Below are 24,588 nucleotides of genomic sequence, written 5' to 3' on the forward strand. Positions count from 1 at the left end.
CTCCGCCACGGCAACGCGCCCCTCAAAAACGGATCGGCACCCGCAGGGTGGCCTGCACATCCGGTGCGGCCTCGGTCGCCCCGACACCGAGCGAGAAATTCACACTGGTGCGGTCCGTCAGCCGGTGCGAGATACCCCACAGTACGGTCCCCACCTGGCGCCGCCCGAACACGGGCTCCAGCCCGCTTTCGTTCTCCACCCGCGTGCGGAATACCGTGCTGTGGTCGTAGCCAAAGCTCATCGAGGTGCGGTCGTTCAGGCTGATGGCCATCCCCAGGCTCATGCCGACCGCGTCGCCGGGATTGACCTTGCCATAGCCATCGCCCACATCGCGCTCGATGTTCCAGAGATAGCTGACGTTCGCAAAGATCACGGCCGGGTCGGTCGGATAGATCATCGTCACGCTGGGCTGGATACTCCAGAACCCGGAACCGGTGGGCTGCTCGAGGAAGATCTCGCCCAGGCGATTGCCCTCGTCATCCAGGATCTCGCGGCGGGCGACATCGAAGGGCCCCTTACCAGTCGTGCTCTTCGCCTTGAGGTTGCCGATAAAGAACGGCCGACCTCGATCCGCCATGTTGAACTGGTAAGACACGCCGAACTCGATATCGCCCAATCCCTGCCCGGTGGAGCCCGTCACACGCTCCAGCGCGGTCGCCTCGAGGATGTCGCGCCGGCGCACCTGCTGCTCGCGGTAGACATACGGGATCTTCATCCCGACCTCCAGCCGCTCGGTCAGGCCATAGCGAAAGCTCACCGCCGCGGTCAGCGTGTCGCGCTCCGTCTCGCTGACATCAATCAGCCCGATCGCCAGGGCCGGGATGATGGTGAACCCCTCGATCGACACATCCAGCGAACTGCTGTGCACGTACGACAACGACGGCTCCACTACCCACTGCCCCTTCGGTGTGAGCACACCACGTTCCTCGAAGACCGTCACCTCGGGGCCCGAATCCACCGGGGCGTCCCCGACCGCCTCGCGAGCCTCCTGGCCCACGGCCGGCCCGGCCAACCCGATACAAAACGGTACGATCCCCAACCCACTTCTCCTGACCCATCGCTTGTCCACCGTCGTTCTCCATGGCCCCAGGGGCCGAACTGTTACGCAAGGGCCACTCTCTTCCCCGTCACAAGATTCAGGGCGCATTGGAACGCAGCCCGTACTTGTCGAGCAGGCGGTAGAGCGTCATCCGGCCCACCCCCAACTGGCGCGCGGCCCGCGAGACATTGTTGTCGCACTGGCCCAGCACCTTGATCAGCAATTCCCGTTCGGCGGTCGAGCGCGCCTGGGCCAGCGTTTGCGGCTTCTCGGCATTGCCCGAAGCGGCCAGTCCCAGATCCTCCGGCCGAATCAGGCGTCCCTCCGCCATCGTCACCGCCCGCCGCACCCGGTTCACCAGCTCGCGTACGTTTCCGGGCCAGGCATGGGCATACATCGCCTGCCACGCGGCCTGGGTAAAGCCGCGCAGCCGAGGGTTCTGGCTGCGGAACTGCTCGAAATAGAAGCGCGCGAGTTCTTTCAGATCCGTGCCCCGCTCTCGCAACGGGGGCACATCCAGCTGGATGACATTCAGGCGGTAGTAGAGGTCCTCGCGGAAACGACCGCGCTCGACGGCTTCGTCCAGCGCGACATGGGTCGCCGCGAGCACGCGCACATCCACCTTGATGGGCTGCAACCCGCCGAGCCGCACCAGCGTTCCCTCTTGCAGGAAACGCAGCAGATTGACCTGTAGCTCCAGGCTGAGATCGCCAATCTCGTCCAGCAGCAGCGTGCCGCCATGCGCCAGCTCGAACTGCCCGATCTTGCGTCGACCCGCCCCGGTAAAGGCGCCTGCCTCGTGGCCAAACAGTTCCGACTGGATCAGCTGCGCCGGCAATGCCCCGCAGTTCACTGCCACAAAAGGCCCGTTCGCCCTTCGTGAATGTCGGTGCACCGCCAGCGCAGCCAGTTCCTTGCCGGTGCCGCTCTCGCCCTGAAAGAGCACCGGTGCCTCGGAGCCCGCGACGCGCTCGATCTGGCGGGCCAGTCCCTGCATCGCCGGGCTATGCCCAACGATGGGAATATGGTCCGACTCGGCATCCTGATTGGGACGAGTGGGCCGGGCTTCCAGCGCCGCCATGCCGCATGCCCGTCCCAGCGTGATTTCAAGGCGCGCCTGGTCGAATGGCAGGGTATGAAAGTCGTAACAGGACTCCCGGATCAGCTCGCGAACGTCGTCGCGCAGTAATAGATCCGGGTGAACGAGCGCGATCCACTTCACATGCTGATGAGTGTGTACAAACTCGGTCACCCAGTTCGGGATGGGGCTGCCCAGGTCGACAAGCCCAACACGCACCTTGCTGAGTGTCCCCTCCGTTACCCCACCCGGCCCCGGGACGCGCCACAGCGTCCAGGCATCGGAGAAGCTCGGCATCGATTCCCCCGCGCCGCCACCGTCTACCCATGCCACCTCGCGCACCATCGCAGTCGCACAGGCGCGCTGCAGTGCATAACGCGATTCGTCGGAATCCCCCCGGGGCAGGAAAGTCCCGCCATCCACCGACCGCAAAAAGGAACCATTCAACCTTCGCGATCCGGCCATGCCCGTCCCTATTGTTCAGATCCAGCTTTACTTGCCGGTTCGACGCAACCGACCCATCGCTGGAAGTTCAGCGTTGTCTCTGCCGGAATATAGGGGAAAAGAACGATCGCAACATTAAACAAGGAGCGCGAAATTAACCACCAAAAAGACTTACAATTTATTTTAATGAAGGGCATTAATATTCCCGAAGCCAGATTCGCCCGAAAATAAAAAGGGCCGCTCGAGAGCGGCCCTTTTTGTGATGCATTTAAAATCCCCGACCGTATGATACGGGGACACTACGTCTCAAACACGAGACAATTCCTGAGTATCACTAACCAATGTCACCACAGCCAGGTCTCCGGCTGCTCGATCGACCGGTCTTCGTTATTCGCCAGCAGACCCTTGATGCAACGCACCAAAAGCCAGACGATCATGAACAGCAAGACCAGGAATCCAATACCGATCGGGGTCAAAACAGCCCCTACGATCACGCCGAGCAAGCCAATCCAGAATGTACGAATCTGGTAGGTAAAATGCGTGTCGCTGACCGCGTCCCCGTCGTTGCGCTTGATGTAAGCAATAATCAAACCGGCGATCGCGGTGAGCGCGGTCAGAAAGCTGACCAGATACAGTACGTACACCACAGTCACCATCGTGCGCTCCTTGCGCGGACCCGGCACGGGGCGGCTCACATCGCTCGGTTCGACTTCCGGTCGTGTTCCTTCGCTCACCTTGCACCTCCTGTCGGCATGGTCATGCTCATTGCGAGCCTGTTCGCCGAGACTAGCACTTCTGCTACTGACCCAGTGACAGGCGCAAGCCCCCCTACGCTGGACCCGCCCAGACGATCAGCACGATCCCGAGCAGGGCGAACACGAAGCCTGCCAGTTGCACACGCGACATACGCTCGGCCTGAAACAGGCGGGCCATCAGCGCGGTCGGCGCGGGCGACAGCGCCCCGGCCACCGCAATGATCGACAGCAGTCCCATGCGTACGGCCACGACAAAGGCCAGGGTCGCTGCCGCCTGGAACAGCCCCGCCAGCGCCAGCAGCACGAAGGTGGAGCGGCTCATCCCGCGTTCGGGCCGCAAGACCAGCATGACAAGGGCAAGCGTCAGGGCCCCGACCGCCGAGGTGGCCACCACGGGCCACAACGGTGATCCGGCCTGGGCCTGATCGAGAAACACGAAGACCAGGCCGAAGCAGACCCCGGCGATCACGGCGTCCAGCAGCCCCTTGACCGGATGCTCACCCCGCGCCAGCGCAATCAGGCCACGAACGGGTTGATCCAGACGCCGCGGGCTGGCCTTGCGCGCCCCGCCCGAGATCATGCCGATGGCCACCACGATGGCGGCAATGCCGACCAGCGCCAGCACGCCCGGCCGCTCACCAAGGGCCAGGCCCACCCCCAGCGGCACCAGAGCGGAGATCACACCAGTAATCGCCGCCACCAGGCCCATCGAGCCCTCGGCCAGCCCGCGATAATAGGCGAGAAGGCCCAGCGCCAGCGCCAGCCCGGAGGCCCCCCCCCAGATCAACGCCTGCGGGCCCGGCAGCCCCGCAAGCGGAACGGCGATCAGCAGCAGCGCGCCGGTGGCCAGGAACTGCGAATAGCAGGCCACCACGAGCGCGGGGATTCGGCGCGAGGCCAGGCCACCAAAGAAATCCCCAGCGCCAAACCCGAGCGCCGTCAGGAGTCCGAGGAAAAAGGCCATCAGCGACGCCGCCGCGAAACCGGCGCTCGCCGCTTCAGGGGCTTATTCACCCGCCTGTTCGAGCAACTCCTTCAGCCGGTCCTCGTTCGCGGCGCTATGAATACCGGTAACGGTGCCGTCACCGTCCAGCAGGATCACGGTGACCTCTTCCGGTGTGTGCGGCATGAAGCCCGCGTCCTGTTCGGACTGGGTCACCACCGTCGGGTATTCACGTGCCTGCATGCGCGGCAGCACGACGTTCTCCATCACGTGCGGCGGCATCTGGTGGATATCCGCGATGTAGATCACACCGATCTCGTTGCGCTCTTCCTCGGTCATCTCGCCGAGCACGGCGTTGGCGATATCGGCCGGGGCCATCTCCACCGTCTTGAGGATCACGCGCGCATCACCCGGTATCTGCAGCGGGTTGCCGTGCTGGTCATTCAGCGTGCGCTCGGGGAAGGCCTCGCCTTCGGCCACTTCGTCGGCCGAGGCGTTGGCACCGCCGTCGCAGGCCGCGAGGAACAGGGTGGAAGTCGCCAATAGCGCGGCGAGCAGGAGTGCGGACAGTCGGTTCATGGGGGTTCCTCCAGGGCTGTGAAACAATGCGCGCCGTGAACGGTCGGTCGTTCGCGGCAAACGCAGCCGATGGTAACGCATCCCTGGCCCCAGTAGACTTCACGGACTCGCCGACCCATGTACCCACTCGCGTTGGTCCGTGTTTCCCAGAGCAAATGCCCCGGAACCCCTCGATGCTTCAGCCACTGATCAAACTGCTGCGGCCGCACCAGTACATCAAGAACGGGTTTGTCCTGCTGGGCGTCGTATTCGCCCACGAGTGGGAACCGGCGATGCTGCTGGCCGCGGGGGTCGCCTTTATCGCCTTCTGTGCGATTGCGAGTGCGGTGTATGTGCTGAACGACATCGTCGATGTCGAGGCCGACCGCCAACACCCGGTCAAGTGCAACCGGCCCATCGCCAGCGGGGCAATCCCGGTCGGGACGGCCTGGGCGATCTTCGCCACACTGGTGGTGGTCGCCCTCGTACTGGCGGCCATGGTCAGCACCGGCGTGACCGCCCTAGTGCTTGCCTACCTCGTGCTGAACGTCGCCTACTCCTGGTGGCTGAAGCATGTCGTCATCCTGGATGTGTTCAGCATCTCGGCGGGCTTCATGCTGCGCATCCTGGCCGGCACGCTCGGGCTCGGGATCGAGCCCTCGCAGTGGCTGCTGCTGTGCGGCCTGATGCTCACGCTGTTTCTCGGCTTCGCCAAGCGCCGCGCGGAACTGGCGGATACCGCAATCGAGCGCTCTCCCGAACGGGAAGGCCCGCGCCGCGTACTCAATGACTACAGCGTGGGCCTGGTGGACCAGTTCATCGCGATCAGCGCGGCCTGCACAGTCCTGTCGTACGGGCTCTACACGGTCAGTGCACAGACGATCGACCTGCACGGCACGGATGGACTGATCTACACGCTGCCGTTCGTGATCTACGGCATCTTCCGCTACTTGTTCCTGCTGCACGCCCGTGGTGGCGGCAACGACACCTCGCGCGACCTGGTCACCGACCCGCACCTGCTCGCAACGGTTGCCGTCTGGCTGGGCGTCACCATCGCCGTACTCGCATGAGTGCGGTCCTGCTGTCCGGCTGGCGCATGCGGGCCGTGATGCTATCCGTCATCGCGGCCGTTGTGCTGTATCTCGGGGTTGCGCTGTGGGCGGGGGCCGCCGAGGTCTGGCATGCCCTCGCGCTGGTGGGGATCGGGGGCCTGCTGCTGGCCCTGTCGCTCTCATTGGTGAACTACTCGCTGCGTTTCACACGCTGGCAGCTCTATCTGCGCCGGCTGGGTCACCACGTGCCCCTGCGCAGGAGCGCCCACATCTACCTGGCGGGCTTTGCCCTGACCACCACACCCGGAAAGGCCGGCGAGGCCCTGCGCGGCGTATTGCTGAAGCGACGCCATGTTCCCTATCCCGACAGCTTCGCGGCCTTCGTCAGCGAGCGTCTGTCCGATCTGATCGCGGTTGTGCTGCTGTCGATGCTGGGCTTCACTCTGGTGGCCCAGGGTGGCTGGCTGATCCTCGCCGGGGCCAGTGCGGTGGCGCTCGCGCTGGTCATCCTGTCGTGGCGCCGACCACTCGCACGACTGCAGACGTGGACGGACCGGCCCGGCCAGCGCCTGTGGCGGACCGTTCATCACCTGGCGACTATCCTGCTGCAGGCCCGGCGCTGCCACCGCCCCACCCTGCTGGCCGGGGCGACCATTCTGAGTGTGGTCGCCTGGAGCGCGGAGGCGCTCGCCTTCTGGTGGATCCTCAACGCGATGGGCTTCGAGGCCAGCTTCGCCTTCGCCGCATTCGTGTTCGCGCTGGCGATGCTGGCTGGCGCGCTGAGCTTCCTGCCCGGCGGTCTCGGGGGGACCGAGGCCGTGATGGTCGGCCTGTTGCTGCTGCATGACATGCCCGCGGCCGATGCGGTGGCCGCCACCATGCTGATCCGCTTCACCACCCTGTGGTTCGCCGTGATACTGGGATTGATCGCCCTCGGCACCAACCCCGAGGCTCGCGGCCGCGAACAACCGGAGGCCACGGCATGACCACGAGCTGGAACCGCATCCCGCGTGTCGCGCACGCCGCCGAGGTCACGCTGAACCGGCGCGGCCAGCCCCTGCCCGGGGCTTCACACCCACTGCTGGCCTACGGCCTCGGCCGCAGCTACGGCGACGTCTGCCTGAATCCCGGCGGGAGCCTGCTGCATACTCGCGACCTTGATCGCTTCATCGCCTTCGATCCCGATACGGGCCGCATCACCGCCGAGGCCGGCCTGACCCTGGACGACTTGCTGCGCTTCGCGGTCCCGCGCGGCTGGTTCGTGCCGGTGGTACCCGGCACGCGCTTTGTCACGCTCGGAGGCGCGGTGGCCAACGACGTGCACGGCAAGAACCACCACCATGCCGGCAGCTTCGGCGAGCACGTCCGCGCCATGACCCTGCGCCGCTCGGCCGGCGAATGCCTCGAGGTGACCCCCGACGACACCCCGGACTGGTTCGCCGCGACCGTCGGCGGGCTCGGGCTGACGGGCCTGATCGAGACGGTCACGCTGCAGCTCGTGCCCGTACGCACGCCCTGGATGCGCGCGTGGTCGCAGCGCTTCGACAGCCTGGACGAGTTCTGGGAGCTGGACGCCCGGGCCGAGCGCGAATGGCCCTACACCGTCGCCTGGATCGACTGCCTGAACCCGGGCCCGCGCGGCGAGGTCGGGCGCGGCATCTACAGCGGGGCGCGCCACGCCACCACCGCACCGGCGCGCAGCCAATACCGGGAGCCCCACCGTGCCATACCGCTGGACCCGCCGGTTTCACTGGTCAACCGGGTGACCCTGCGGCTGTTCAACCAGCTCTATTACCGCCAATCCGTACACCCGACCGCCCGCGCCGTCCATCACCTGCCCTGGCTTTTTCCGCTGGACGCGATCCGCCACTGGAACCGCATCTACGGGTACAAGGGCTTTTACCAGTACCAGTGCGTGCTGCCCCCGCATGCGCAAAAGGACGGCATGCAGGCGTTGCTCGACGCCGTGGCCGCCAGCGGCCAGGGCTCGTTCCTCGCCGTGCTCAAGCGCTTCGGGGATCGCGCGGGGCCGGGCATGCTGTCATTCCCCCGTCCTGGGGCGACCCTGGCGCTGGACTTCCCCGAACGCGGCAACGAGACCGAGCACCTGTTCCGGCGCCTGGACCACATCGTGCAGGAGGCCGGCGGCGCGCTGTACCCGGCCAAGGATGCGCGCATGTCACCCGACCTGTTCCGCAGCGGCTTTCCCCGCTGGGAGGAGTTCGCTAGCTTTGTCGACCCCGAATTCTCCTCCGGCTTCTGGCGCAGGGTGACCAAATGAACCGTTTGCAGTCTGTCGTGATCCTCGGCGCCACCTCGGCGATCGCCACCGCCGTCGCGCGCGAACTCGCCGAGCACGGGGCCCGACTGTTTCTGGTCGCGCGCGACGGCGAGCGCCTGGAGACCCTGCTGCAGGATCTGCGCGTACGCGGCGACGATGCCTCCGGCACGCGCATCCTCGGCACGACGGCCGACCTGGCGGACATCGACGCCCACGCGGATGTTTGGGCGCAGGCCCACGAAGCGCTGAGCGATAACATCGATGCGGTGCTGCTGGCCTGGGGCACGCTGCCGGATCAGGAGGCCTGCAACACGTCGGTCGCGACCACACTGGAGGCGATCCATGTGAACGGCACCAGCGCCATCGCCTTCCTGGCCTGCATCGCGCCCGACTTCGAACAGCGCGGCCGTGGCGTGATCGCCGCCATCGGGTCGGTCGCCGGCGACCGCGGGCGTCAGAGCAACTACGTCTACGGCACCGCCAAGGGCATGCTGGCCACCTATCTCCAGGGGCTGCGCAACCGGCTGTTCTTCAGCAGCGTGGATGTGGTCACGATCAAGCCGGGCTTCGTGCGCACCCCGATGACCGAGGGCTTCAACCGCGCCGGCGCGCTGTGGGCAGAGCCCGAGACGGTCGCGCGCGGGATCGTCAAGGCCATGCGCCGCGGCCGCGATGTCGCCTACCTGCCCTGGATCTGGTGGGGCATCATGACCGTGATCCGCCTGATCCCCGAGTACCTGTTCAAACGCCTGAAGCTGTAATGACGGCGCCGCAACGCATCGTGCTGTTCGACTTCGACGGGACCCTGACCCGACGCGACAGCCTGTTCCCGTTCCTGCGCTTCGCGCTGGGTACGCCGCGCTTTCTCGCGGCCCTGCCCGGCTGCCTGCCGACACTGGCGGGCTTCGCGCGCGGCCGCATCGCCAACCAGGTCGCCAAGGAGGCCGTGCTCCAGCGGATGATCGGCGGCGCGTCCCTGGACGATCTGCAGGCCCGAGGCCGCGCCTTCGCCGATCACGTGCTGGACCGCCTGCTGCGACCGGTCGGCATGGAACGCCTGCAACACCATCAGGCGGCCGGCGACACCTGCGTGCTGGTCTCGGCCTCGCTGGATCTGTGGCTGCGCCCATGGGCCGAGCGCCATGGCCTGGCTGACGTGATCTGCTCGCGCCTGGCCGTCGACGATCACGGCTACGTCAGCGGGCATCTGGACGGCACCAACTGCCAGGGCGCGGCCAAACCCGCCGCGATCGCCAGCTGGCTGGGCCGCTTTGATCCGGATACCCCTGTGGATCTCTACGCCGCCTACGGCGACAGCGCGGGGGACGAGCCCATGCTACAGATGGTCACCACGGGCTATCGCCTCCGGGGCGGCCGCTTCGAGCCGGTCCAGGCAGGCACGTCCTCGGCATGAGTGCCGATCGCCTGCCTCCCGGCGCGCCCTGGCTCGCGCGCCACTACGGTGCGGCGCTGCTGACCGCCCTGGCCGCCAAGATCCTGATCGCCTGGACCCTGCCGATCACGGGCGACGAGGCGTACTTCCTGATCTGGGGGCAGAATCCCGATCTCGGCTACTACGACCACCCCCCGATGGTCGGCTGGTGGCTGAGCCTGGTGCTCGCGATCTCGGACCACCCGCTCGCGATCCGGTCACTGGGGATCGCCGTATCCATGGCCCCCGCCCTGCTGATCCTTGCACTGTGGCACCGGCAGGACCCGGTCCGGGCGCGTCTGGTCTCGCTGATCGCCCTGTTCATGCCGCTGCTGTTCATCGCGGTGCTGACCGCCACGGACACGCCGCTGCTCCTGTTCGGCCTGCTGGCCACCGGCCTGACCTGGCACGCGCTGCGCACCGGGCGTCCGGGCTGGTTCCTGCTGGCCGGGATCGCGCTGGGGCTGGCCTTCCTGTCGAAGTACTTCGCGGTGCTGCTCGGGATCGCGCTGGGGCTGCACATCCTGCTGTTCGCGCCGCGCCACTGGCGCGGACTGCTGTTGATCATCCTCGGCGTGGTGCCGGCGGTGGCCCTGAACCTGTACTGGAACTGGGACAACTGCTGGTACAACGTGATGTTCAACATCGTGAACCGGCATGGCGGCGACGGGATCGACCTGACCAACCTGCTCGCCTACGCGGCGATGCTGGTCTATGTGTTCACCCCCTGGCTGCTGTGGTTCATCGCCCGCGAGTTCCGCGTACTGGGGCCCGGCATCCGTGAACATCGCTTCGGGGTCTTCCTGAGCGCCGGGCTGATCCCGCTCGCGGTGTTCGCCCTGCTGGCGCCGTTCAAGAGCATCGGCCTGCACTGGCTGGCGGTGTTCGTGCCCTTCCTGCTGCTGCCCGCCCTGTTACTGAGCACCCGCGCGCTCAACGTCAGCGCCTGGCTCTCGGCCCTCCTGGCCGGCGTACATGCGGTGGTGCTCCTGATGATCGCGCTGATGCCCGTGGAATGGCTCGAGAACCACGACCGTTACGCCGATGCGGTCTACTACCTCGCCCCGGAATCCGTGGCCGCGGCCGTGAACGAATACGAGCCGGACTGGCACGTATTCACGCGCAGCTATTCACGCTCCGCAGTACTCGCCTACTACGCCGGACGCGACGTCGGGGTGTTCGGCTCCGGCTCGCACTACGGCCGCCAGGACGACCTGCTGACCGACTTCCGCGCCCTGGACGGCGCCAACCTGCTCTACGTTGCGACCCGCGGCGAGGTCGACCCCGACGACCTGGAACCCTTCTTCGACGAGGTCGTGGTCCGCCGCCAGGCGATCCGCGGGATCAACTGGGAGATCGCCGAGGGCCGCGGATTTCGCTATGACGCCTACCACGAGCAGGTCCTGAGCGAGGTCCTGGCCGACTACTACGCCATCCCCAACTGGCTCCCCGAAGGCCGCTGCGACTTCACCGATCGCTACAGCCAGTAACGCCGCGAACATCGGTGCGGTATTACGGTCACACAGGCATGCCGATACGCTTGAACCTGCCGCAACGCGCGTTCAAGCTGACGCGTTTGCCAATGCAATGACGGAGATCCCTACATGAAGCCTTACTTGGCATTCGCTGGTGCGCTGCTGCTGGCCATCCCGGGCCTGACCCTGGCCCAGGCGCAGACCGACCCGCAGATGGAAGAGCAGATGCAGCAGCAGGAGCCGGAGACCACGACCTACCAGGACTGGGAGGTCGCCTGCATCGAGACTCAGGGTGGCGAACGCTGCCGCATGCAGCAGACGCTGCAGATCCAGGACGAGCAGGCGCAGGGCGCCTACCTGCAGGCGTCGGTTTTCCGCGACGGTGACAGCTACATCATCGAGATCCTGCTGCCACTGGGCGTGGACCTGCGCCCCGGCATCCTGATGCAGGTGGATGACGATGGCGAGGAAATCGAGGCCCCCTACATCGCCTGCGTGGAGCAGGGCTGCGTCGCGGGCCATGAGCTCAGCGAGAGCCAGTTCAACGCGATGCGTGGCGGCAGTGCGCTGACGGTCGGCTTCTGGCCGCTGCACGGCGACCAGCCGCTGGCCTTCGACGTCTCGCTGATGGGCTTCACCGACGCCAGCGAGCGGCTCTAGGCCTTCGCTTGGCTGCGCCACACGGGCCGGTACAATGACCCGTGTGGCGAAGCACAGGGACGCAACGAGCCGGGCCGGTCTCAACCGCGCCCGGGCACGCTGGCGGCGGGCAGCCTGGACTGTCCTGGCCGCCGCCGTGCTTTGGTGGATCCTGGCCGGGCTGGATGCCCTGCTGGAACCCCTGGCACTGCTCGCGGTTCTGCTGGCCGGGGCCGCCAGCCTCGTACTGCCCACCGGTCGCCCCCTCGCCGTCCGATTCCGGGCCATACCGGGCCTGATCGGCTATTTCCTGCGAGCTTCCTTCCTCGGCGGTATCGACATCGCCCGACGCGCACTGGACCCCAAGCTGCCCATCGCGCCGGACTTCATCGAGTACCGGGCCGACCTCCCGCATGGACCACCGCTGACCCTGTTCATGGCCGTGCTCAGCCTGCTCCCGGGGACCCTCAGCGTTCGCCTCGAGGGGCGCCTGCTGACCGTGCATGTGCTGGATCGCCACAGCCAACCTGAAATGGCCCTGCGTGAGCTTGAGAAACGCATCCATGCCGCCTTCGAAGACCCCCGCCGGCAATCAGAGGAGACACAATGACTGTCTTCTATCTGGGTGCCGCACTCTTTCTGCTGGCGACGATCCTGCTCGGCCTGATCCGCGTGTTGCGCGGCCCCGGCTCCGGCGACCGCATGCTGGCCGCCCAGCTGTTCGGCACCACCGGCGTCACCATACTGCTGTTGCTGTCGCTGACACTGGAGACCCCGGCACTGGTCGACGTCGCACTGGTCTTCGCGTTGCTGGCGGTGGTGGCCGCAGTCGCATTCGTCCGCCAGCACGGCCTGCCGGAACCCTCGGGCACCCCCATTCATCAGCGCCACGGCCAGAAAAAGGAGCCGGACGATGATCGCTAACACCCTGACCGTGATCCTGATCCTTTCCGGGCTCGTGTTCTTCGCGGCCGGTACGGCCGGGCTGCTGCGCTTCCCGGATGTGTACTCCCGCCTGCACGCCCTGACCAAGGCGGACAACGTCGGGCTGGGGCTGGTGATCCTCGGCCTGATGCTGCAGGCCGGCGGGCCGGCGGACATCCTCAAGCTGTTCCTGATCTGGGTGCTGGTCCTGGCGGCCGGCACCACGGCCGCGCACATGGTGGCGCAACGCACCTGGACTCACGGGGAATTCGAGTCCGATCGATGAGCGACCTGCTCCTCGTCGTCTTCGATCTGGTCCTGCTGGTCGGACTCCTCGGGGTCGCCTGGCGCTGCCTGGCGAGCACCGACCTGTTTCGCGCGGTGGTGCTGTTCATCACCTTCGGGCTGCTGCTGGCGCTGGCCTGGGTGCGTCTGGAGGCTCCGGACATCGCCCTGGCCGAGGCCGCGATTGGTGCCGGTATTACCGGCGCCCTCTTGCTGGTCACGCTGGAGCGGTTGCGCAGCATCGCGGTCGAACGCCGGCGCGGGCGTCCCGACCAGCCACCCGACCCCGCCGGTGCCGATGCCCTGCTGCACGCCCTGCATGACCCCCCGCCACCGCGACGGACCTTTGTCCCCGCGCTGACCTTTGCCCTGGTGGTCGGCGGACTCATGGTCACCGCCCTGTGGCACCAGCCGGACGCCGTGGGTCTGGAACCGGTGGTCGACGAACATATGGATATCTCGGGCGTGGATCACCCGATCACCGCCGTCCTTCTCAACTTCCGCGCCTACGACACCTTCCTGGAGCTGGCGATCGTACTGATCGCACTGCTCGGGGCCTGGTCGCTGGGACGCTACGACCACCTTCCGGCACGCCCGGCGCCGGGCCCGATCCTCCCCGGTACCCTCCGGCTCCTGGTGCCGGTCGCGATCGTCACGGGCGTGTATATCCTATGGGCGGGCAGCCATGCCCCGGGCGGTGCATTCCAGGCCGGGGCCATCCTGGGCGCCGCCGGCATCCTGCTGGTGCTGGCGCGGCCCCGCGACCTGCCGATGGCGCCGAGTACGCCGCTGCGGCTGGGCCTGACCGCGGGGGTGGGCCTGTTCCTGGTGATCGGGGTCGTCGGGCTCTTCATCGGCCCGGGCCTGCTCGGCTATCCGCCCGAATGGGCCTACCCTCTGATCATCGTGATCGAGGTCGCGGCCACGTTGTCGATCGCGCTCACCCTGGTGGCGCTGTTCATTGCCGGACGGCCTGCCGGAGACGATCACTGATGGCCGGAGACGCACGCTGATGGAATGGCTCGCCCAGCAACTGGCCCCGGGCCTGATCTATCCGACGGCTGGCGCGGTCCTGTTCGCACTCGGCCTGTACGGGCTGATCCGCCGCCATCACCTGGTCCTGCGAATTCTTGCGCTCAACATCATGGGTTCCGGGGTCTTCATGGTGCTGCTGGGCATTGCGGCCCGTGGCGAAGGCCCACCGGACCCGGTCGCGCAGGCGCTGACACTGACCGGCATCGTAGTCGCGGTCAGCGCCACGGCATTCGCGCTCGCGCTGGTCGTGCGCCTGGCGCGCATCACGGGCCAGGCGATGATGCTGCCCGGTCCGCCGGACGATGACGCGCCGGTGGACGACATCTCACGCGAGGAACATGCCCCCTCCGCGGAGTACGAGCGGGAGCGTTGCGAATGAGCGAGACACCCGCCGCAATGCTCCCGCTTGCGATCAGCGGCCTGGTGGCCCTGTCGCTGGCGCTCGCGATCCTGGCCACGATCTGGCCCCGTCAGGCGCACCGGATTGGGGGTTATGGCGCGGTGCTGATGACCGCAGCCGTCGTGGTGCTGAGCGCCCTGTTCCTGGCCGCGGGACCCGACCCGGAGTCCGCGGCCACACGCGTGGCGCTGGGCGGCTGGGAGGCACCACTGGGCGTGATGCTGCACCTGGATGGCCTGTCGATGACCCTGCTGGTACTGACCGGCGTGGTGGGGCTGGCAACCAGCCTGTACAGCCTCGGCTACGTGCACGACCCGATCGAACGTCGCCAGTTCTGGCCCCTGTGGCTATGGCTGTGGGCCGGGTTGAACATGCTGTTGCTGTCCGGCGATGCCTTCAACCTGTACATCTCGCTGGAGGTGGTGTCGCTGTCGGCGGTGGCGCTGGTGGCGTTCACCGGCACCGCCGCCGCGGTCTCCGGGGCAATGCGCTATATGCTGATCAACATCCTCGGCTCGCTCAGTTTCCTGATGGGGGTTGTACTCCTGTTCGGGGAGCACGGAGTACTGGACCTGGTGCTGCTGGAGGCGCGCACCGAGATCGGCCCCACCGAGCGCATGGCCGCGGTATTGATGACCGCCGGGCTGATGCTGAAGGCGGCGCTGTTCCCACTGCATGTCTGGCTCGCCCCGGCACACGGCTCCGCCCCGGCCCCGGTCAGTGCCGTACTCTCGGGCCTGGTAGTCACCGGCTCGTTCTACCTGATCCTGCGCCTGTGGATGGGGCCCTTTGCCCCGCTGGCCACACCGGCGTTCGGCATCCTGGTGGGGCTGCTCGGCGTGGCCGCGCTGGTCTGGGGCTCGGCCCAGGCCCTGCGGTCCGGGCGTCTGAAATCCATCGTTGCCTATTCCACGGTGGCCCAGTTCGGCTATCTGCTGATCGCCTTCCCGCTGATGCTGGTGGACTCCGGGGCATGGAAGGTCGTGGTGTTCTTTGCCGTCGTCCACGCGCTGGCCAAGGCCTCCGTCTTTCTCGCCGCCGGTACGCTGCAGCACGCGGCCGGACATGACCGTCTGGCCGACATGGGCGCGATCCTGCGCGCCCGTGGACGCACCGTGTTTGCGCTCGGGCTGGCCGGGGTCAGCCTCATGGGCCTGCCCTTCACCGGCGGCTTCATCGCCAAATACCTGCTGCTGGAGGCAGGGCTGTCCACGATCCTGGCGGGCAGCCTGATCGGCGTGCTGTGGGTAATCGCGATTGCCGGTGGCGGGCTGCTCGCCGCCGGCTACGTACTGCGCATGGTGGCCCCGGCCTTTCACCGCGGGCCCCGGGACGCCGGTGAGGCCGTCTCGGCGTGGATGGACTGGGTGCCGCTGGGGCTGGCCGTGGTTGCGGCCGCCGCCGGATTCGCCGGCACCCTGACGCTGCACACCCTGACACTGACCCCGGGGGCGCCATGACCGACGGCGGCTGGCTGCTCCTCGCCATCCTGATGAGTTCGCTGGGCCCGGGCCTGGCGATCTTCTTCCTGCCCGAACGGCGCTATGGCCTGCGGACCCTGCTGAATCTCGGCGGGGCCGGGACCAAGCTGGTACTGGTCGGCTGGCTGCTGCTGGGCGTCCTGCGCGGCGATGAATATCAGCTCAGCATCCCGCTGCTGCCGGGGATCGACTTCGTACTCGCGGCGGACGCCCTGTCCCTGCTGTTCGCCACCCTCTCAGCAGTGCTGTGGTTCGTCACCACCGTGTACGCCATCGGCTATCTGGAAGGTTCGCCACGTCGGAGCCGTTTTTTTGGCTTCTTTTCCCTTTGTGTCAGCGCCACGGTCGGGATCGCGCTGTCGGGCAACCTGATCACGCTGCTGATCTTCTACGAGCTGCTGACGCTGGCCACCTGGCCGCTGGTGGTGCACCGCGGCACACCCGCCGCCCTGCGCGCCGGACGCCTGTATCTGGCCTACACCCTGACCAGCGGGCTGGTGCTGTTCACCGCGATCGTCTGGCTGACGCTTCTGGCCGGTGCCGAATCCTTCGTGCCGGGCGGCTACCTCGGCGAACTCGCGACCACGCACGAGACCACGCTCAAGGTCCTGTTCGTGATGTTGATGATCGGGTTCGGGGTCAAGGCGGCTTTGGTGCCGCTGCACTCCTGGCTGCCGATCGCGATGGTCGCGCCCGCCCCTGTTAGTGCCCTGCTGCACGCGGTCGCGGTGGTCAAGGCCGGGGCCTTCGGGATTGTGCGGGTGGTGAACGACGTCTATGGCGCCGAGGTCACGATGGAACTCGGGCTCGCCGCGGGGCTGGTAGTGGTCGCCGCGATCACCATCCTGTACGGCTCGATCCAGGCCCTGCGCACGGACGACCTGAAGCAGCGGCTGGCCTTTTCTACCGTCAGCCAGGTCTCGTACATCGTGCTGGGTGTCGCGCTGGCCGGGCCGCTGGGGGTCATCGGCGGGCTTGTGCATCTGGTGCATCAGGGGATCACCAAGATCACGCTGTTCTTTTGTGCCGGCAACTTTGCCGAGACACTCGGCATCCACAAGATCAGCGAGCTGGACGGCGTGGGCCGCCGCATGCCGTTGACCATGCTGGCCTTTACCCTGGGCGCCCTGGGCATGATCGGGCTGCCGCCGCTCGCGGGCTTCGTCACCAAGTGGCATCTGGGCCTGGGGGCGCTGGAGGCCCAGTTCCACTGGGTACTGGCCGTGCTGATCGTCAGCAGCCTGCTCAATGCAGCGTATTTCCTGCCGCCGGTGATCCGCGGCTGGCTGGGCGAGCGACGCACGTCCTGGCACGAGCGTATGGTCGAACATAGCGGCCCCACACGCTTCGAGACCCACTGGATGCTGCTCGTCCCCACGATGTTCGTCGCGGCCCTGAGCCTGCTCGGCGGGCTGCTGGCGGGGATGAGCCTGAGCCCGCTCGACTGGGTGACCCTGATCGTGGAACGCGACTATTCGATCCCGGGGTTCGCGCCATGAACGCCCTGATCTGGCTCGCGATCCCCTTGGTCCCGCTGTTGCTCGCGGTACTGATCGGCCTGCGGCCGCACCGGACCCGCTTCAACCGTTGGGTCCCGTGGGCGGCATTGCCGGGCCTTGGAGGTGCGGCCTTCGGGGGCGATATCGAGCCCGCCACCCTGGACTGGCTGATGCTCAACACACTACTGGGGCTCGACCCTCTGGGGCAGGCCTTTCTGGCGTTGACCTCTGGGCTCTGGCTGGCGGCCGGCCTGTTTGCGCTGAGCGATCGCCAGGATGACCCGCTGCGTCACCGCTTCTACGCGTTCTGGCTGCTGGCGCTCTCCGGGAACCTGGGCCTGATCCTCGCCCAGGACGCCCTGAGCTTTTATCTGTTCTTCTCCCTGATGAGCCTGGCGGCCTATGGCCTGGTGGTGCACTCCAATACAGCGGAGGCCTGGCGCGCCGGACGCATCTATCTGATCCTGGCGGTCGTCGGCGAAATCCTGCTGTTTTCCGGCTTCGTCATGGCGATTCACCAGGCGGGTGGCGATACGCGGCTGACCGCGATCGCCGAGGCGCGCCCCGAAGGCTGGGGCCTTGCGTTGCTGGTGCTCGGGTTTGGCATCAAGGCCGGGATGCTTCCACTGCATTTCTGGCTGCCGCTGGCCCACCCGGCCGCACCAGTCGCGGCCAGCGCCGTGCTGTCGGGGGCGATGATCAAGGCCGGCCTGCTGGGCTGGCTGCGGGTATTGCCACTGGATGAGACCGGCCATGTGCTGCTCGGCGAGACCCTCGTGCTCCTGGGTCTGTCGGCAGCCTTCCTCGCCGCACTCGCCGGGGTTCTGCAGTCGCGTCCCAAGACCATCCTCGCGTACTCCAGCATCAGCCAGATGGGGCTGATGACGGCCGGGGTCGGGCTGGCACTCGCCCTGCCTGACCTGCGGGCCTGGCTGCTGATGGCCGTTACGCTCTACGCCGTGCACCACGGCTTTGCCAAGGGTGCGCTGTTCCTGGCCGCCGGGATGACCGCGCAGCGCCCCGCGGGTGGCACAGGCCGCCTGGCCTTTTTCCTGTTCGCGGTGCTGCCAGCACTCGCCCTGGCCGGGATGCCGATGACCAGCGGCGCGCTGGCCAAGAACACCCTGAAGGAACCGCTGTACGACGCCGATCTGGCCGGCTGGATGGCTCATACGGAGTTCGCCCTGACCCTGGCGGCCGCCGGCACAACGCTCCTGATGCTGCGCTTTCTCTGGCGCTGGTATCAGACACAGCAAGACACCCAGACGCCCCCGCGCGCGGACTCGCGCCGCTGGTGGGCCTGGGGTGGCCTGGCGGCGATGTCGCTGGTCTTCCCCCTGCTGGGGGTGGCAGTCGCCCCACCGGAGCAGGTTTCCGCCTGGGTCGTGCTGACGAGTCTGAGCCTTGTCTGGCCAATTGGTGTCGGCCTGGTCCTGGGGCTGCTGGCCTGGCGATGGGCTCGGGATCGCGATCGGCCGTGGCTCCAGGAGGGCGATCTCGTCGTGCCCCTGGAGTGGCTCGCGCACACCAGCCAGCGCCTGTGGCACCGCCGCCCTGCATTGATCGGCGTCGGGCGCCACCCGGCGCGCCTGCGCTGGGTACGCTACCGGCTTCGTGAACGGCTGGAACTGGCCGAGCGTGTACTCACCCGCTGGGAGACCATCGGCCTGCTGTTCGCCGCCGCGATGCTGGGTCTGTACCTGACCCTCTGGGCCGGTTGAGACACACACAAAAAAGGCCGACCCGAAAGGGCCGGCCTGATGGGCTCAGATCAGCCGATCAGTGCTCATCGAGAAAGTCGACGGTGAAGTCCACCACGTCGTCGGCGAAGAAGTCGCGGAAGAAATGATCCGCACCATCGACGGTGTTCACCGTGATGTGCTCCTTGTCCTCGACCGCATCCATCCGCTCCGGCAGATCCGCCACCACGTCATCCTCGGACCCGATCACCACCAGCGTCGGGGTCTGGATGCCGTCGATCACGCTTGGCGTGTTGTGGACCGGGGCCGGATCGTAGTAGCTCAGGAACGCATGGGGTGCGACATCCAGTTCGCCACATTGCAGAAAACGCACGCCTTCCAGCATGGAGCCGTCGCCACGGTCGTGTTTCTCCTGGGCGCGGGCCAGTACTTCACCCAGTGGTTCCCCGGCCTGATCTTCGTAATCCGCCGCGACCTTGTCCGCATCAAAGGTGGACGGAGCGACCAGAACCATCGCGCGGATGTCGTCCGGATCGTGCTCGGTCAGATAGCGGGCCACCTGGTTGCCTCCACGCGAATGCCCGAACAGCGTGACCGGGCCATAGCCTTCGCCCTGCAGCCACTCCTGCCAGAGCGCGACCTCTTTCATGTGCTCGTCCACGCCATGATGAATCGGCGCGTCGCACTCGAACATCCCCTCACGTTCGTCGATCCCGTAGCTCAGGTTGATCGACAGCGTATTGTGGCCTCGATCGGCCAGCTGATCCTGGACCGCCTGCATGACCTCCATGCGGCCGTGGGCGAGCGTGCCATGCAGCATCAGCACCACACCGTCTTCAGGCGAGGCACCGGCCCCTTCCTGGAAATGACCGATCAGGGTCAGGTCGTCATGCTCCAGCGTGACCTTGTCGGCCGCAAACGCCGGGGCTGAAGCCAGGCAAGCGGCCGCACAGGCCGTCGTGATCCATGAATGCCGCATCTCAATCTCCTTGGGTCGGGGTTGGAATCATTCTAGTAATCCCGCGAATGACTAGACTGTCACGAAACAATAAAAATTCCCGACCCTTACTCTGTTTATTGCATCCGCCGTTGCTGCGTCTTGCCAAATCAGCGTTTCCTAGAGACACCACGAAGTGACACGGACATTTCCTGCGCCGCCCACGGCCTGTAACCTGAGGGGCCTTTCGCCCTCCTGGACGCCCCTGACCACACCATGACTGCCGCACAGCCCCTGCCCCCGGATTCCACTGCGCTGGATGCGCTGGCGGCTGCGATCATGGTCCTGCAGCAAGAGCTGCCCGCGGATCGGCTGATCCTGGAGGCCCACGAGCGCCGCACCTACGAATGTGACGGGCTGTCCGCCTATCGCCAGACCCCCGGCGCCGTCGCGCTGCCCCACACGCGGGAGGAACTGCTCACCTGCCTGCGGGTATGCCGCGAGCACCAGGTCCCGATCGTACCCCGCGGGGCGGGCACCGGACTCTCGGGCGGGGCCCTGCCCAGTGCCACCGGGTTGCTGCTGTCCCTCGCCCGCTTCAATCGCATACTGGAGATCGACGCCGACAATCGCTGTGCGGTCGTGCAGCCCGGCGTACGCAACCTCGCCATCTCCGAGGCCGCCGCCCCGCAGGGCCTCTACTATGCCCCGGACCCGTCCTCCCAGATCGCCTGCTCCATTGGCGGCAATGTCGCCGAAAACGCCGGCGGCGTGCACTGCCTGAAATACGGCCTCACCGTCCACAACGTGCTGGGGCTGGAGATGGTCACGCTGGATGGCGAGATCATCCGCCTGGGCGGCAAGACCCTGGACACCGCGGGCCCCGACCTGCTGGCGCTGATGATCGGCTCCGAGGGGATGCTCGGCATCGTCACCGAGGTCACGGTGCGCCTGCTGCCCCGAGCGGAACGCACCCAGGTCCTGCTGGCGAGCTTCGACGAGGTAGAGGCGGCCGGGCGCGCGGTGGCCGGGATTATCGCGGCCGGGTTGATCCCGGCCGGCCTGGAGATGATGGACAACGCCGCGATCCGCGCGGCCGAGGACTTCGTGCACGCAGGCTATCCGGTGGACGCCGCCGCGATCCTGCTGTGCGAGCTCGACGGCACCAACGCCGAGGTCTCCGAGGACATCATGGTGGTGCGCCGCAAGCTGCTCGAGCTTGGCGCCACCGAGGTTCGCACCGCACGCGACGCCCAGGAGCAGGCCCTGTTCTGGGCCGGGCGCAAGGCCGCCTTTCCGGCCGCGGGCCGAATCTCGCCGGACTACTACTGCATGGACGGAACTATCCCCCGTCACCAGCTCGGTACCGTGCTCGAGCGCATCAATGCACTGTCGCGCGAACATGGCCTGGGCGTGTGCAACGTCTTCCATGCCGGCGACGGCAACCTGCACCCCCTGATCCTCTACGACGCCAACCAGCACGGCCAGCTGGAAACGGCCGAGGCCTTCGGGCAGCAGATCCTGGAGCTGTGCGTGGAAGTTGGCGGGACCGTGACCGGCGAACACGGCGTGGGCGTCGAGAAGCTCGACGGCATGTGCGTGCAGTTCGCGCCCCTCGAGCTCGAGCAGTTCCACCGGCTGCGGCAGGCCTTCGATCCGCTCGGCCTGCTGAATCCCGGCAAGGCGGTGCCCACACTGGCACGCTGCGCCGAGTTCGGTCGCCAGCACGTGCATGGCGGCCAGCTCCCGCACCCCGACCTGCCGCGCCTTTAGCGCCAGAACCCGGGACACGGGGCGTCGCCGAGTGAAGTCCCCGCAACACTCTTGTAAGGTGAACGCGAGCACAAAGGCCACGGGTCCCCAACGCCCGTGCTATATCCATGAAGCGATCCCAGGACCAGCGCGAGGACACCGAGGACCCGTTCAACCAGGGCGTGGACAATACCCTGCGCCTTCTGCACCAACTCGCCCCGCTCGACACCTGGATGCTGACCCGGGTGGAGGGGGACGAGCAGATCGTGGTGCGCGCCGACGATCATGGCTACGGAATCGAGGCCGGCACGGCCTTCGACTGGAGCAACTCGTTCTGTATCCGCATGCTGGAAGGCCGTGCGCCCCAGATCGCACCGGATGCTGCACGCGAGCCTGCCTACGCCGAGGCGCTGAGCGCCCTTGCAACGGCGGGCGACCAGACCCCGATCGGCAGCTACATTGGCTACCCGGTGCAGGATGTCGACCACCAGCTGTATGGCGTGCTCTGCGCCATTCACCCGGAGACGCTGGCGGACTCGCTGGTCGAACACGACGAACCGATTCGCGCGGCGGTGAGTACGCTCGAGGCCCTGATACGGATGCGCCACCAGGTTGACTCGCTCGAGCGCGAACGCGAGGCCCTTCTTCTCGAGGCCCACACCGATACCCTGACCGGCACGTACAACCGCCGCGGCTGGGGTCTCGCACTCGCGGCCGAGGAAGACCGCTGCGCCCGCCATGGCCTCCCGGCCGGCGTCGTCATGATCGACCTGAACGGTCTGAAGGCCGTCAACGACACGCAAGGCCACGAGGCCGGTGACCGCCTGATCGCCGCGGCGGGACGCGCCCTGCTCGAGACCGTGCGTGACATCGACACCGTGGCCCGCCTGGGCGGCGACGAATTCGCAGTCCTGTTCCCCGAAACACCGATCGACTATCTGCCCGACCTGACCGAGCGCCTGCGCACGGCACTGGAACAGGCAGGCGTGTCGGCCGCCCTGGGCGCATCGGCGCGCGAGGTCCAGGGCGACCTGCCCGACGCGCAGGCCCGCGCTGACCAGGCGATGTACGCCGAGAAGCGCGCACAACGCAATGCCTCATAGGGAGGCGCACGATTCGATCAGTGTCTCCCGGGCCCCCGCTACCGAGGAACCGGATCGCGGAATCCCGAACCGGCCCTAGAACAACGCTGCCCACCGGGTGTCGATGGTTTACCATGCCCCTTTTCGACCCCGCGCGTTCGGGCGCCCCAGCGAATCTTCGAGGCCGTTTCATGAGCAAGACCGTCACGCTGACCGACAACACTACCGGCAAGAGCATCGAGTTGCCGATCCAGGAGGGTGCCCACGGCCCCAATTGCATCGACATCCGTGCGCTGTACAAGGAACTCGGTTACTTCACCTACGACCCGGGGTTCATGTCCACGGCCAGTTGCCGCTCGGATGTAACCTTCATCGACGGGGACGAGGGCACCCTGCTCTACCGTGGTTATCCGATCGAACAGCTGGCGGAAGGGAGCACCTATCTCGAGGTCTGCTACCTGCTGCTGAACGGCGAGTTGCCCTCCTCCGACGACCTGCACGACTTCTCGCGCATCATCAAGGACCACTCGATGCTGCACGAGGCGGTCCGCCGCTTCTTCGACGGCTTCCGTCACGATGCGCATCCGATGGCGATTATGGTCGGCGTGGTGGGGGCCTTGTCGGCCTTCTATCACGACAACGTCGACGTGCATAACCCGGAACACCGCCGCATCGCCGCGCACCGGCTGATCTCCAAGATGCCAACGATCGCCGCCTGGTCGTACAAGTACGCCCACGGCCAGCCGTTCATGTATCCGGACAACAACCTGTCCTACACGGCCAACTTCCTGTCGATGATGTTCGGGGTGCCCAGCGAGCCCTACCAGCCGAACCCGGTCTTCGTACGCGCACTGGACCTGATCCTCATCCTGCATGCGGATCACGAACAAAACGCCTCAACCTCCACCGTGCGCCTGTCCGGCTCTTCCGAGGCGAACCCGTTTGCCGCGATCTCGGCCGGCATCGCCTCGCTGTGGGGTCCGCTGCACGGGGGCGCGAATGAAAAGGTCGTGCGCATGCTCGAGGAGATCGTGAACTCCGACAAGAGCGTGCAGGACTTCGTCGCCCGCGCGAAGGACAAGAACGACCCGTTCCGCCTGATGGGATTCGGCCACCGCGTGTACAAGAACTACGATCCGCGGGCGAAGATCATCCGCAAGATGTGCCACGAACTGCTGGCCGAGATGGGCGACATGGGCGCCGAGAATCAACCGCTGTTCGACGTCGCCATGGAGCTCGAGCGCATCGCGATGGAGGACGACTACTTCATCGAGCGCAAGCTCTATCCGAACGTGGACTTCTACTCCGGCATCATCCTGCGCGCGATGGGCATCCCGCTGAACATGTTCACCGTGATCTTTGCGCTGGCCCGCACGGTGGGCTGGATCTCGCACTGGAACGAGATGATGCAGGATCCGGAATCACGCATTGGCCGTCCGCGCCAGCTCTACACCGGGCACCCCTCACGCGAGTACATCGCGATCGAGGAACGCTAGGAACGTTCTAGGGAAACACTGATCAATGTACACGCTCGCGCTCGAGTCGCTTTTACGTGTGAACAAGGCGCGGTGACTGCCGTGCAGTCATTCTGCACAAGGGAGCCGCAACACCGTGCGCGCGCCCGTTTTTGATCAACAACGGGCGGCCGAGCCCCTGCTTTAAATGGATTGTGGGGTTGGTACCCCAGGTTCCCCGATCCCGCGTTGCGCCGCTTGCGGGTAGAACCACTACCCGTTGCACGACGCGCCTTGTCTCGGAAAACCTGGGGTACCAACGCGAGCGTGTACATTAATCAGT

The 24,588-nt window shown here is 66.6% G+C and carries 24 protein-coding genes; 18 read left to right on the forward strand and 6 right to left on the reverse strand.

Annotated features, from left to right (window positions below; all coding sequences use genetic code 11):
• Window positions 1-22: 22 nt before the first annotated feature.
• From C936_RS0111590 to C936_RS0111610, 5 genes are all read right to left on the reverse strand, one after another.
• A complete protein-coding gene (locus C936_RS0111590) occupies window positions 23-1,039 on the reverse strand; it encodes a transporter (RefSeq protein ID WP_018174524.1) in 1,017 nt (338 codons plus the stop codon).
• Window positions 1,040-1,136: 97 nt separating this feature from the next.
• On the reverse strand, window positions 1,137-2,564 hold the full coding sequence (locus C936_RS0111595) for a sigma-54 dependent transcriptional regulator (protein ID WP_018174523.1): 1,428 nt from the start codon (window positions 2,562-2,564) through the stop codon (window positions 1,137-1,139).
• Window positions 2,565-2,905: 341 nt separating this feature from the next.
• Window positions 2,906-3,295: a DUF4870 domain-containing protein gene (locus tag C936_RS0111600; RefSeq protein ID WP_018174522.1), complete on the reverse strand. Its 390-nt coding sequence runs from the start codon at window positions 3,293-3,295 to the stop codon at window positions 2,906-2,908.
• 94 nt (window positions 3,296-3,389) lie between these two features.
• Window positions 3,390-4,280, reverse strand: a complete 891-nt coding sequence (locus C936_RS0111605; protein WP_012982424.1) for a DMT family transporter — start codon at window positions 4,278-4,280, stop codon at window positions 3,390-3,392.
• Window positions 4,281-4,322: 42 nt separating this feature from the next.
• The gene (locus tag C936_RS0111610) at window positions 4,323-4,838 is read right to left on the reverse strand and encodes a hypothetical protein (protein WP_018174521.1); all 516 of its coding nucleotides are present in this window, start codon (window positions 4,836-4,838) and stop codon (window positions 4,323-4,325) included.
• A gap of 173 nt (window positions 4,839-5,011) precedes the next feature.
• Between C936_RS0111610 and C936_RS0111615 the strand changes: the two genes are divergently transcribed.
• The 15 genes from C936_RS0111615 (at window position 5,012) to C936_RS0111685 (ending at window position 19,041) form a co-directional block, all read left to right on the forward strand.
• A complete protein-coding gene (locus C936_RS0111615) occupies window positions 5,012-5,887 on the forward strand; it encodes a decaprenyl-phosphate phosphoribosyltransferase (protein WP_012982422.1) in 876 nt (291 codons plus the stop codon).
• On the forward strand, window positions 5,884-6,855 hold the full coding sequence (locus C936_RS0111620; RefSeq protein WP_018174520.1) for a lysylphosphatidylglycerol synthase transmembrane domain-containing protein: 972 nt from the start codon (window positions 5,884-5,886) through the stop codon (window positions 6,853-6,855). The genes C936_RS0111615 and C936_RS0111620 overlap by 4 nt, the downstream gene beginning before the upstream one ends.
• Entirely contained in the window at window positions 6,852-8,150 is a 1,299-nt protein-coding gene (locus C936_RS0111625; protein WP_018174519.1) for an FAD-binding oxidoreductase, read from the forward strand. Before C936_RS0111620 ends, C936_RS0111625 begins: the two co-directional genes overlap by 4 nt.
• A complete protein-coding gene (locus C936_RS0111630; RefSeq protein ID WP_018174518.1) occupies window positions 8,147-8,911 on the forward strand; it encodes an SDR family oxidoreductase in 765 nt (254 codons plus the stop codon). The genes C936_RS0111625 and C936_RS0111630 overlap by 4 nt, the downstream gene beginning before the upstream one ends.
• Window positions 8,911-9,564, forward strand: a complete 654-nt coding sequence (locus C936_RS0111635; protein WP_018174517.1) for an HAD family hydrolase — start codon at window positions 8,911-8,913, stop codon at window positions 9,562-9,564. The genes C936_RS0111630 and C936_RS0111635 overlap by 1 nt, the downstream gene beginning before the upstream one ends.
• Window positions 9,561-11,072, forward strand: a complete 1,512-nt coding sequence (locus tag C936_RS0111640; RefSeq protein WP_018174516.1) for a glycosyltransferase family 39 protein — start codon at window positions 9,561-9,563, stop codon at window positions 11,070-11,072. Before C936_RS0111635 ends, C936_RS0111640 begins: the two co-directional genes overlap by 4 nt.
• A 114-nt stretch (window positions 11,073-11,186) precedes the next feature.
• The gene (locus C936_RS0111645; protein WP_018174515.1) at window positions 11,187-11,717 is read left to right on the forward strand and encodes an invasion associated locus B family protein; all 531 of its coding nucleotides are present in this window, start codon (window positions 11,187-11,189) and stop codon (window positions 11,715-11,717) included.
• Window positions 11,718-11,751: 34 nt separating this feature from the next.
• A complete protein-coding gene (locus C936_RS0111650; protein WP_018139075.1) occupies window positions 11,752-12,306 on the forward strand; it encodes a Na+/H+ antiporter subunit E in 555 nt (184 codons plus the stop codon).
• Entirely contained in the window at window positions 12,303-12,620 is a 318-nt protein-coding gene (locus C936_RS0111655; RefSeq protein ID WP_018139076.1) for a monovalent cation/H+ antiporter complex subunit F, read from the forward strand. The genes C936_RS0111650 and C936_RS0111655 overlap by 4 nt, the downstream gene beginning before the upstream one ends.
• A complete protein-coding gene (locus C936_RS0111660) occupies window positions 12,610-12,906 on the forward strand; it encodes a monovalent cation/H(+) antiporter subunit G (RefSeq protein WP_018139077.1) in 297 nt (98 codons plus the stop codon). The genes C936_RS0111655 and C936_RS0111660 overlap by 11 nt, the downstream gene beginning before the upstream one ends.
• Window positions 12,903-13,898, forward strand: a complete 996-nt coding sequence (locus C936_RS0111665) for a hydrogenase subunit MbhD domain-containing protein (protein WP_018174514.1) — start codon at window positions 12,903-12,905, stop codon at window positions 13,896-13,898. Before C936_RS0111660 ends, C936_RS0111665 begins: the two co-directional genes overlap by 4 nt.
• A 19-nt stretch (window positions 13,899-13,917) precedes the next feature.
• Complete coding sequence (locus C936_RS0111670; protein WP_018174513.1) at window positions 13,918-14,319, forward strand: NADH-quinone oxidoreductase subunit K; 402 nt, start codon at window positions 13,918-13,920, stop codon at window positions 14,317-14,319.
• Window positions 14,316-15,800 carry a complex I subunit 5 family protein gene (locus tag C936_RS0111675; RefSeq protein ID WP_018649386.1) on the forward strand — a complete coding sequence of 495 codons (1,485 nt, stop codon included), beginning with the start codon at window positions 14,316-14,318 and terminating at the stop codon, window positions 15,798-15,800. Before C936_RS0111670 ends, C936_RS0111675 begins: the two co-directional genes overlap by 4 nt.
• Window positions 15,797-17,320 (forward strand): complex I subunit 5 family protein, encoded by a 1,524-nt coding sequence (locus tag C936_RS0111680; protein WP_018139081.1) that lies wholly within the window; start codon window positions 15,797-15,799, stop codon window positions 17,318-17,320. The genes C936_RS0111675 and C936_RS0111680 overlap by 4 nt, the downstream gene beginning before the upstream one ends.
• Window positions 17,317-19,041: a complex I subunit 5 family protein gene (locus C936_RS0111685; protein ID WP_018649385.1), complete on the forward strand. Its 1,725-nt coding sequence runs from the start codon at window positions 17,317-17,319 to the stop codon at window positions 19,039-19,041. Before C936_RS0111680 ends, C936_RS0111685 begins: the two co-directional genes overlap by 4 nt.
• 58 nt (window positions 19,042-19,099) lie before the next feature.
• Here the strand turns inward: C936_RS0111685 and C936_RS0111690 are convergent, their stop codons facing one another.
• Window positions 19,100-19,999, reverse strand: coding sequence for an alpha/beta hydrolase (locus tag C936_RS0111690; RefSeq protein WP_018139083.1), 900 nt, complete (start codon window positions 19,997-19,999; stop codon window positions 19,100-19,102).
• Between the two features lie 234 nt (window positions 20,000-20,233).
• Here C936_RS0111690 and C936_RS0111695 point away from each other — a divergent pair, with 234 nt between their 5' ends.
• The 3 genes from C936_RS0111695 (at window position 20,234) to C936_RS0111705 (ending at window position 24,287) form a co-directional block, all read left to right on the forward strand.
• Window positions 20,234-21,730: an FAD-linked oxidase C-terminal domain-containing protein gene (locus C936_RS0111695; protein ID WP_018649384.1), complete on the forward strand. Its 1,497-nt coding sequence runs from the start codon at window positions 20,234-20,236 to the stop codon at window positions 21,728-21,730.
• 107 nt (window positions 21,731-21,837) lie between these two features.
• Entirely contained in the window at window positions 21,838-22,812 is a 975-nt protein-coding gene (locus C936_RS0111700; RefSeq protein WP_018649383.1) for a sensor domain-containing diguanylate cyclase, read from the forward strand.
• A 170-nt stretch (window positions 22,813-22,982) separates the two neighbouring features.
• A complete protein-coding gene (locus tag C936_RS0111705; protein ID WP_018139086.1) occupies window positions 22,983-24,287 on the forward strand; it encodes a citrate synthase in 1,305 nt (434 codons plus the stop codon).
• The last annotated feature ends 301 nt before the right edge of the window (window positions 24,288-24,588 follow it).

Origin of the sequence: Thioalkalivibrio sp. ALJ4, assembly GCF_000377225.1 — a bacterium.
Lineage (GTDB): Bacteria > Pseudomonadota > Gammaproteobacteria > Ectothiorhodospirales > Ectothiorhodospiraceae > Thioalkalivibrio.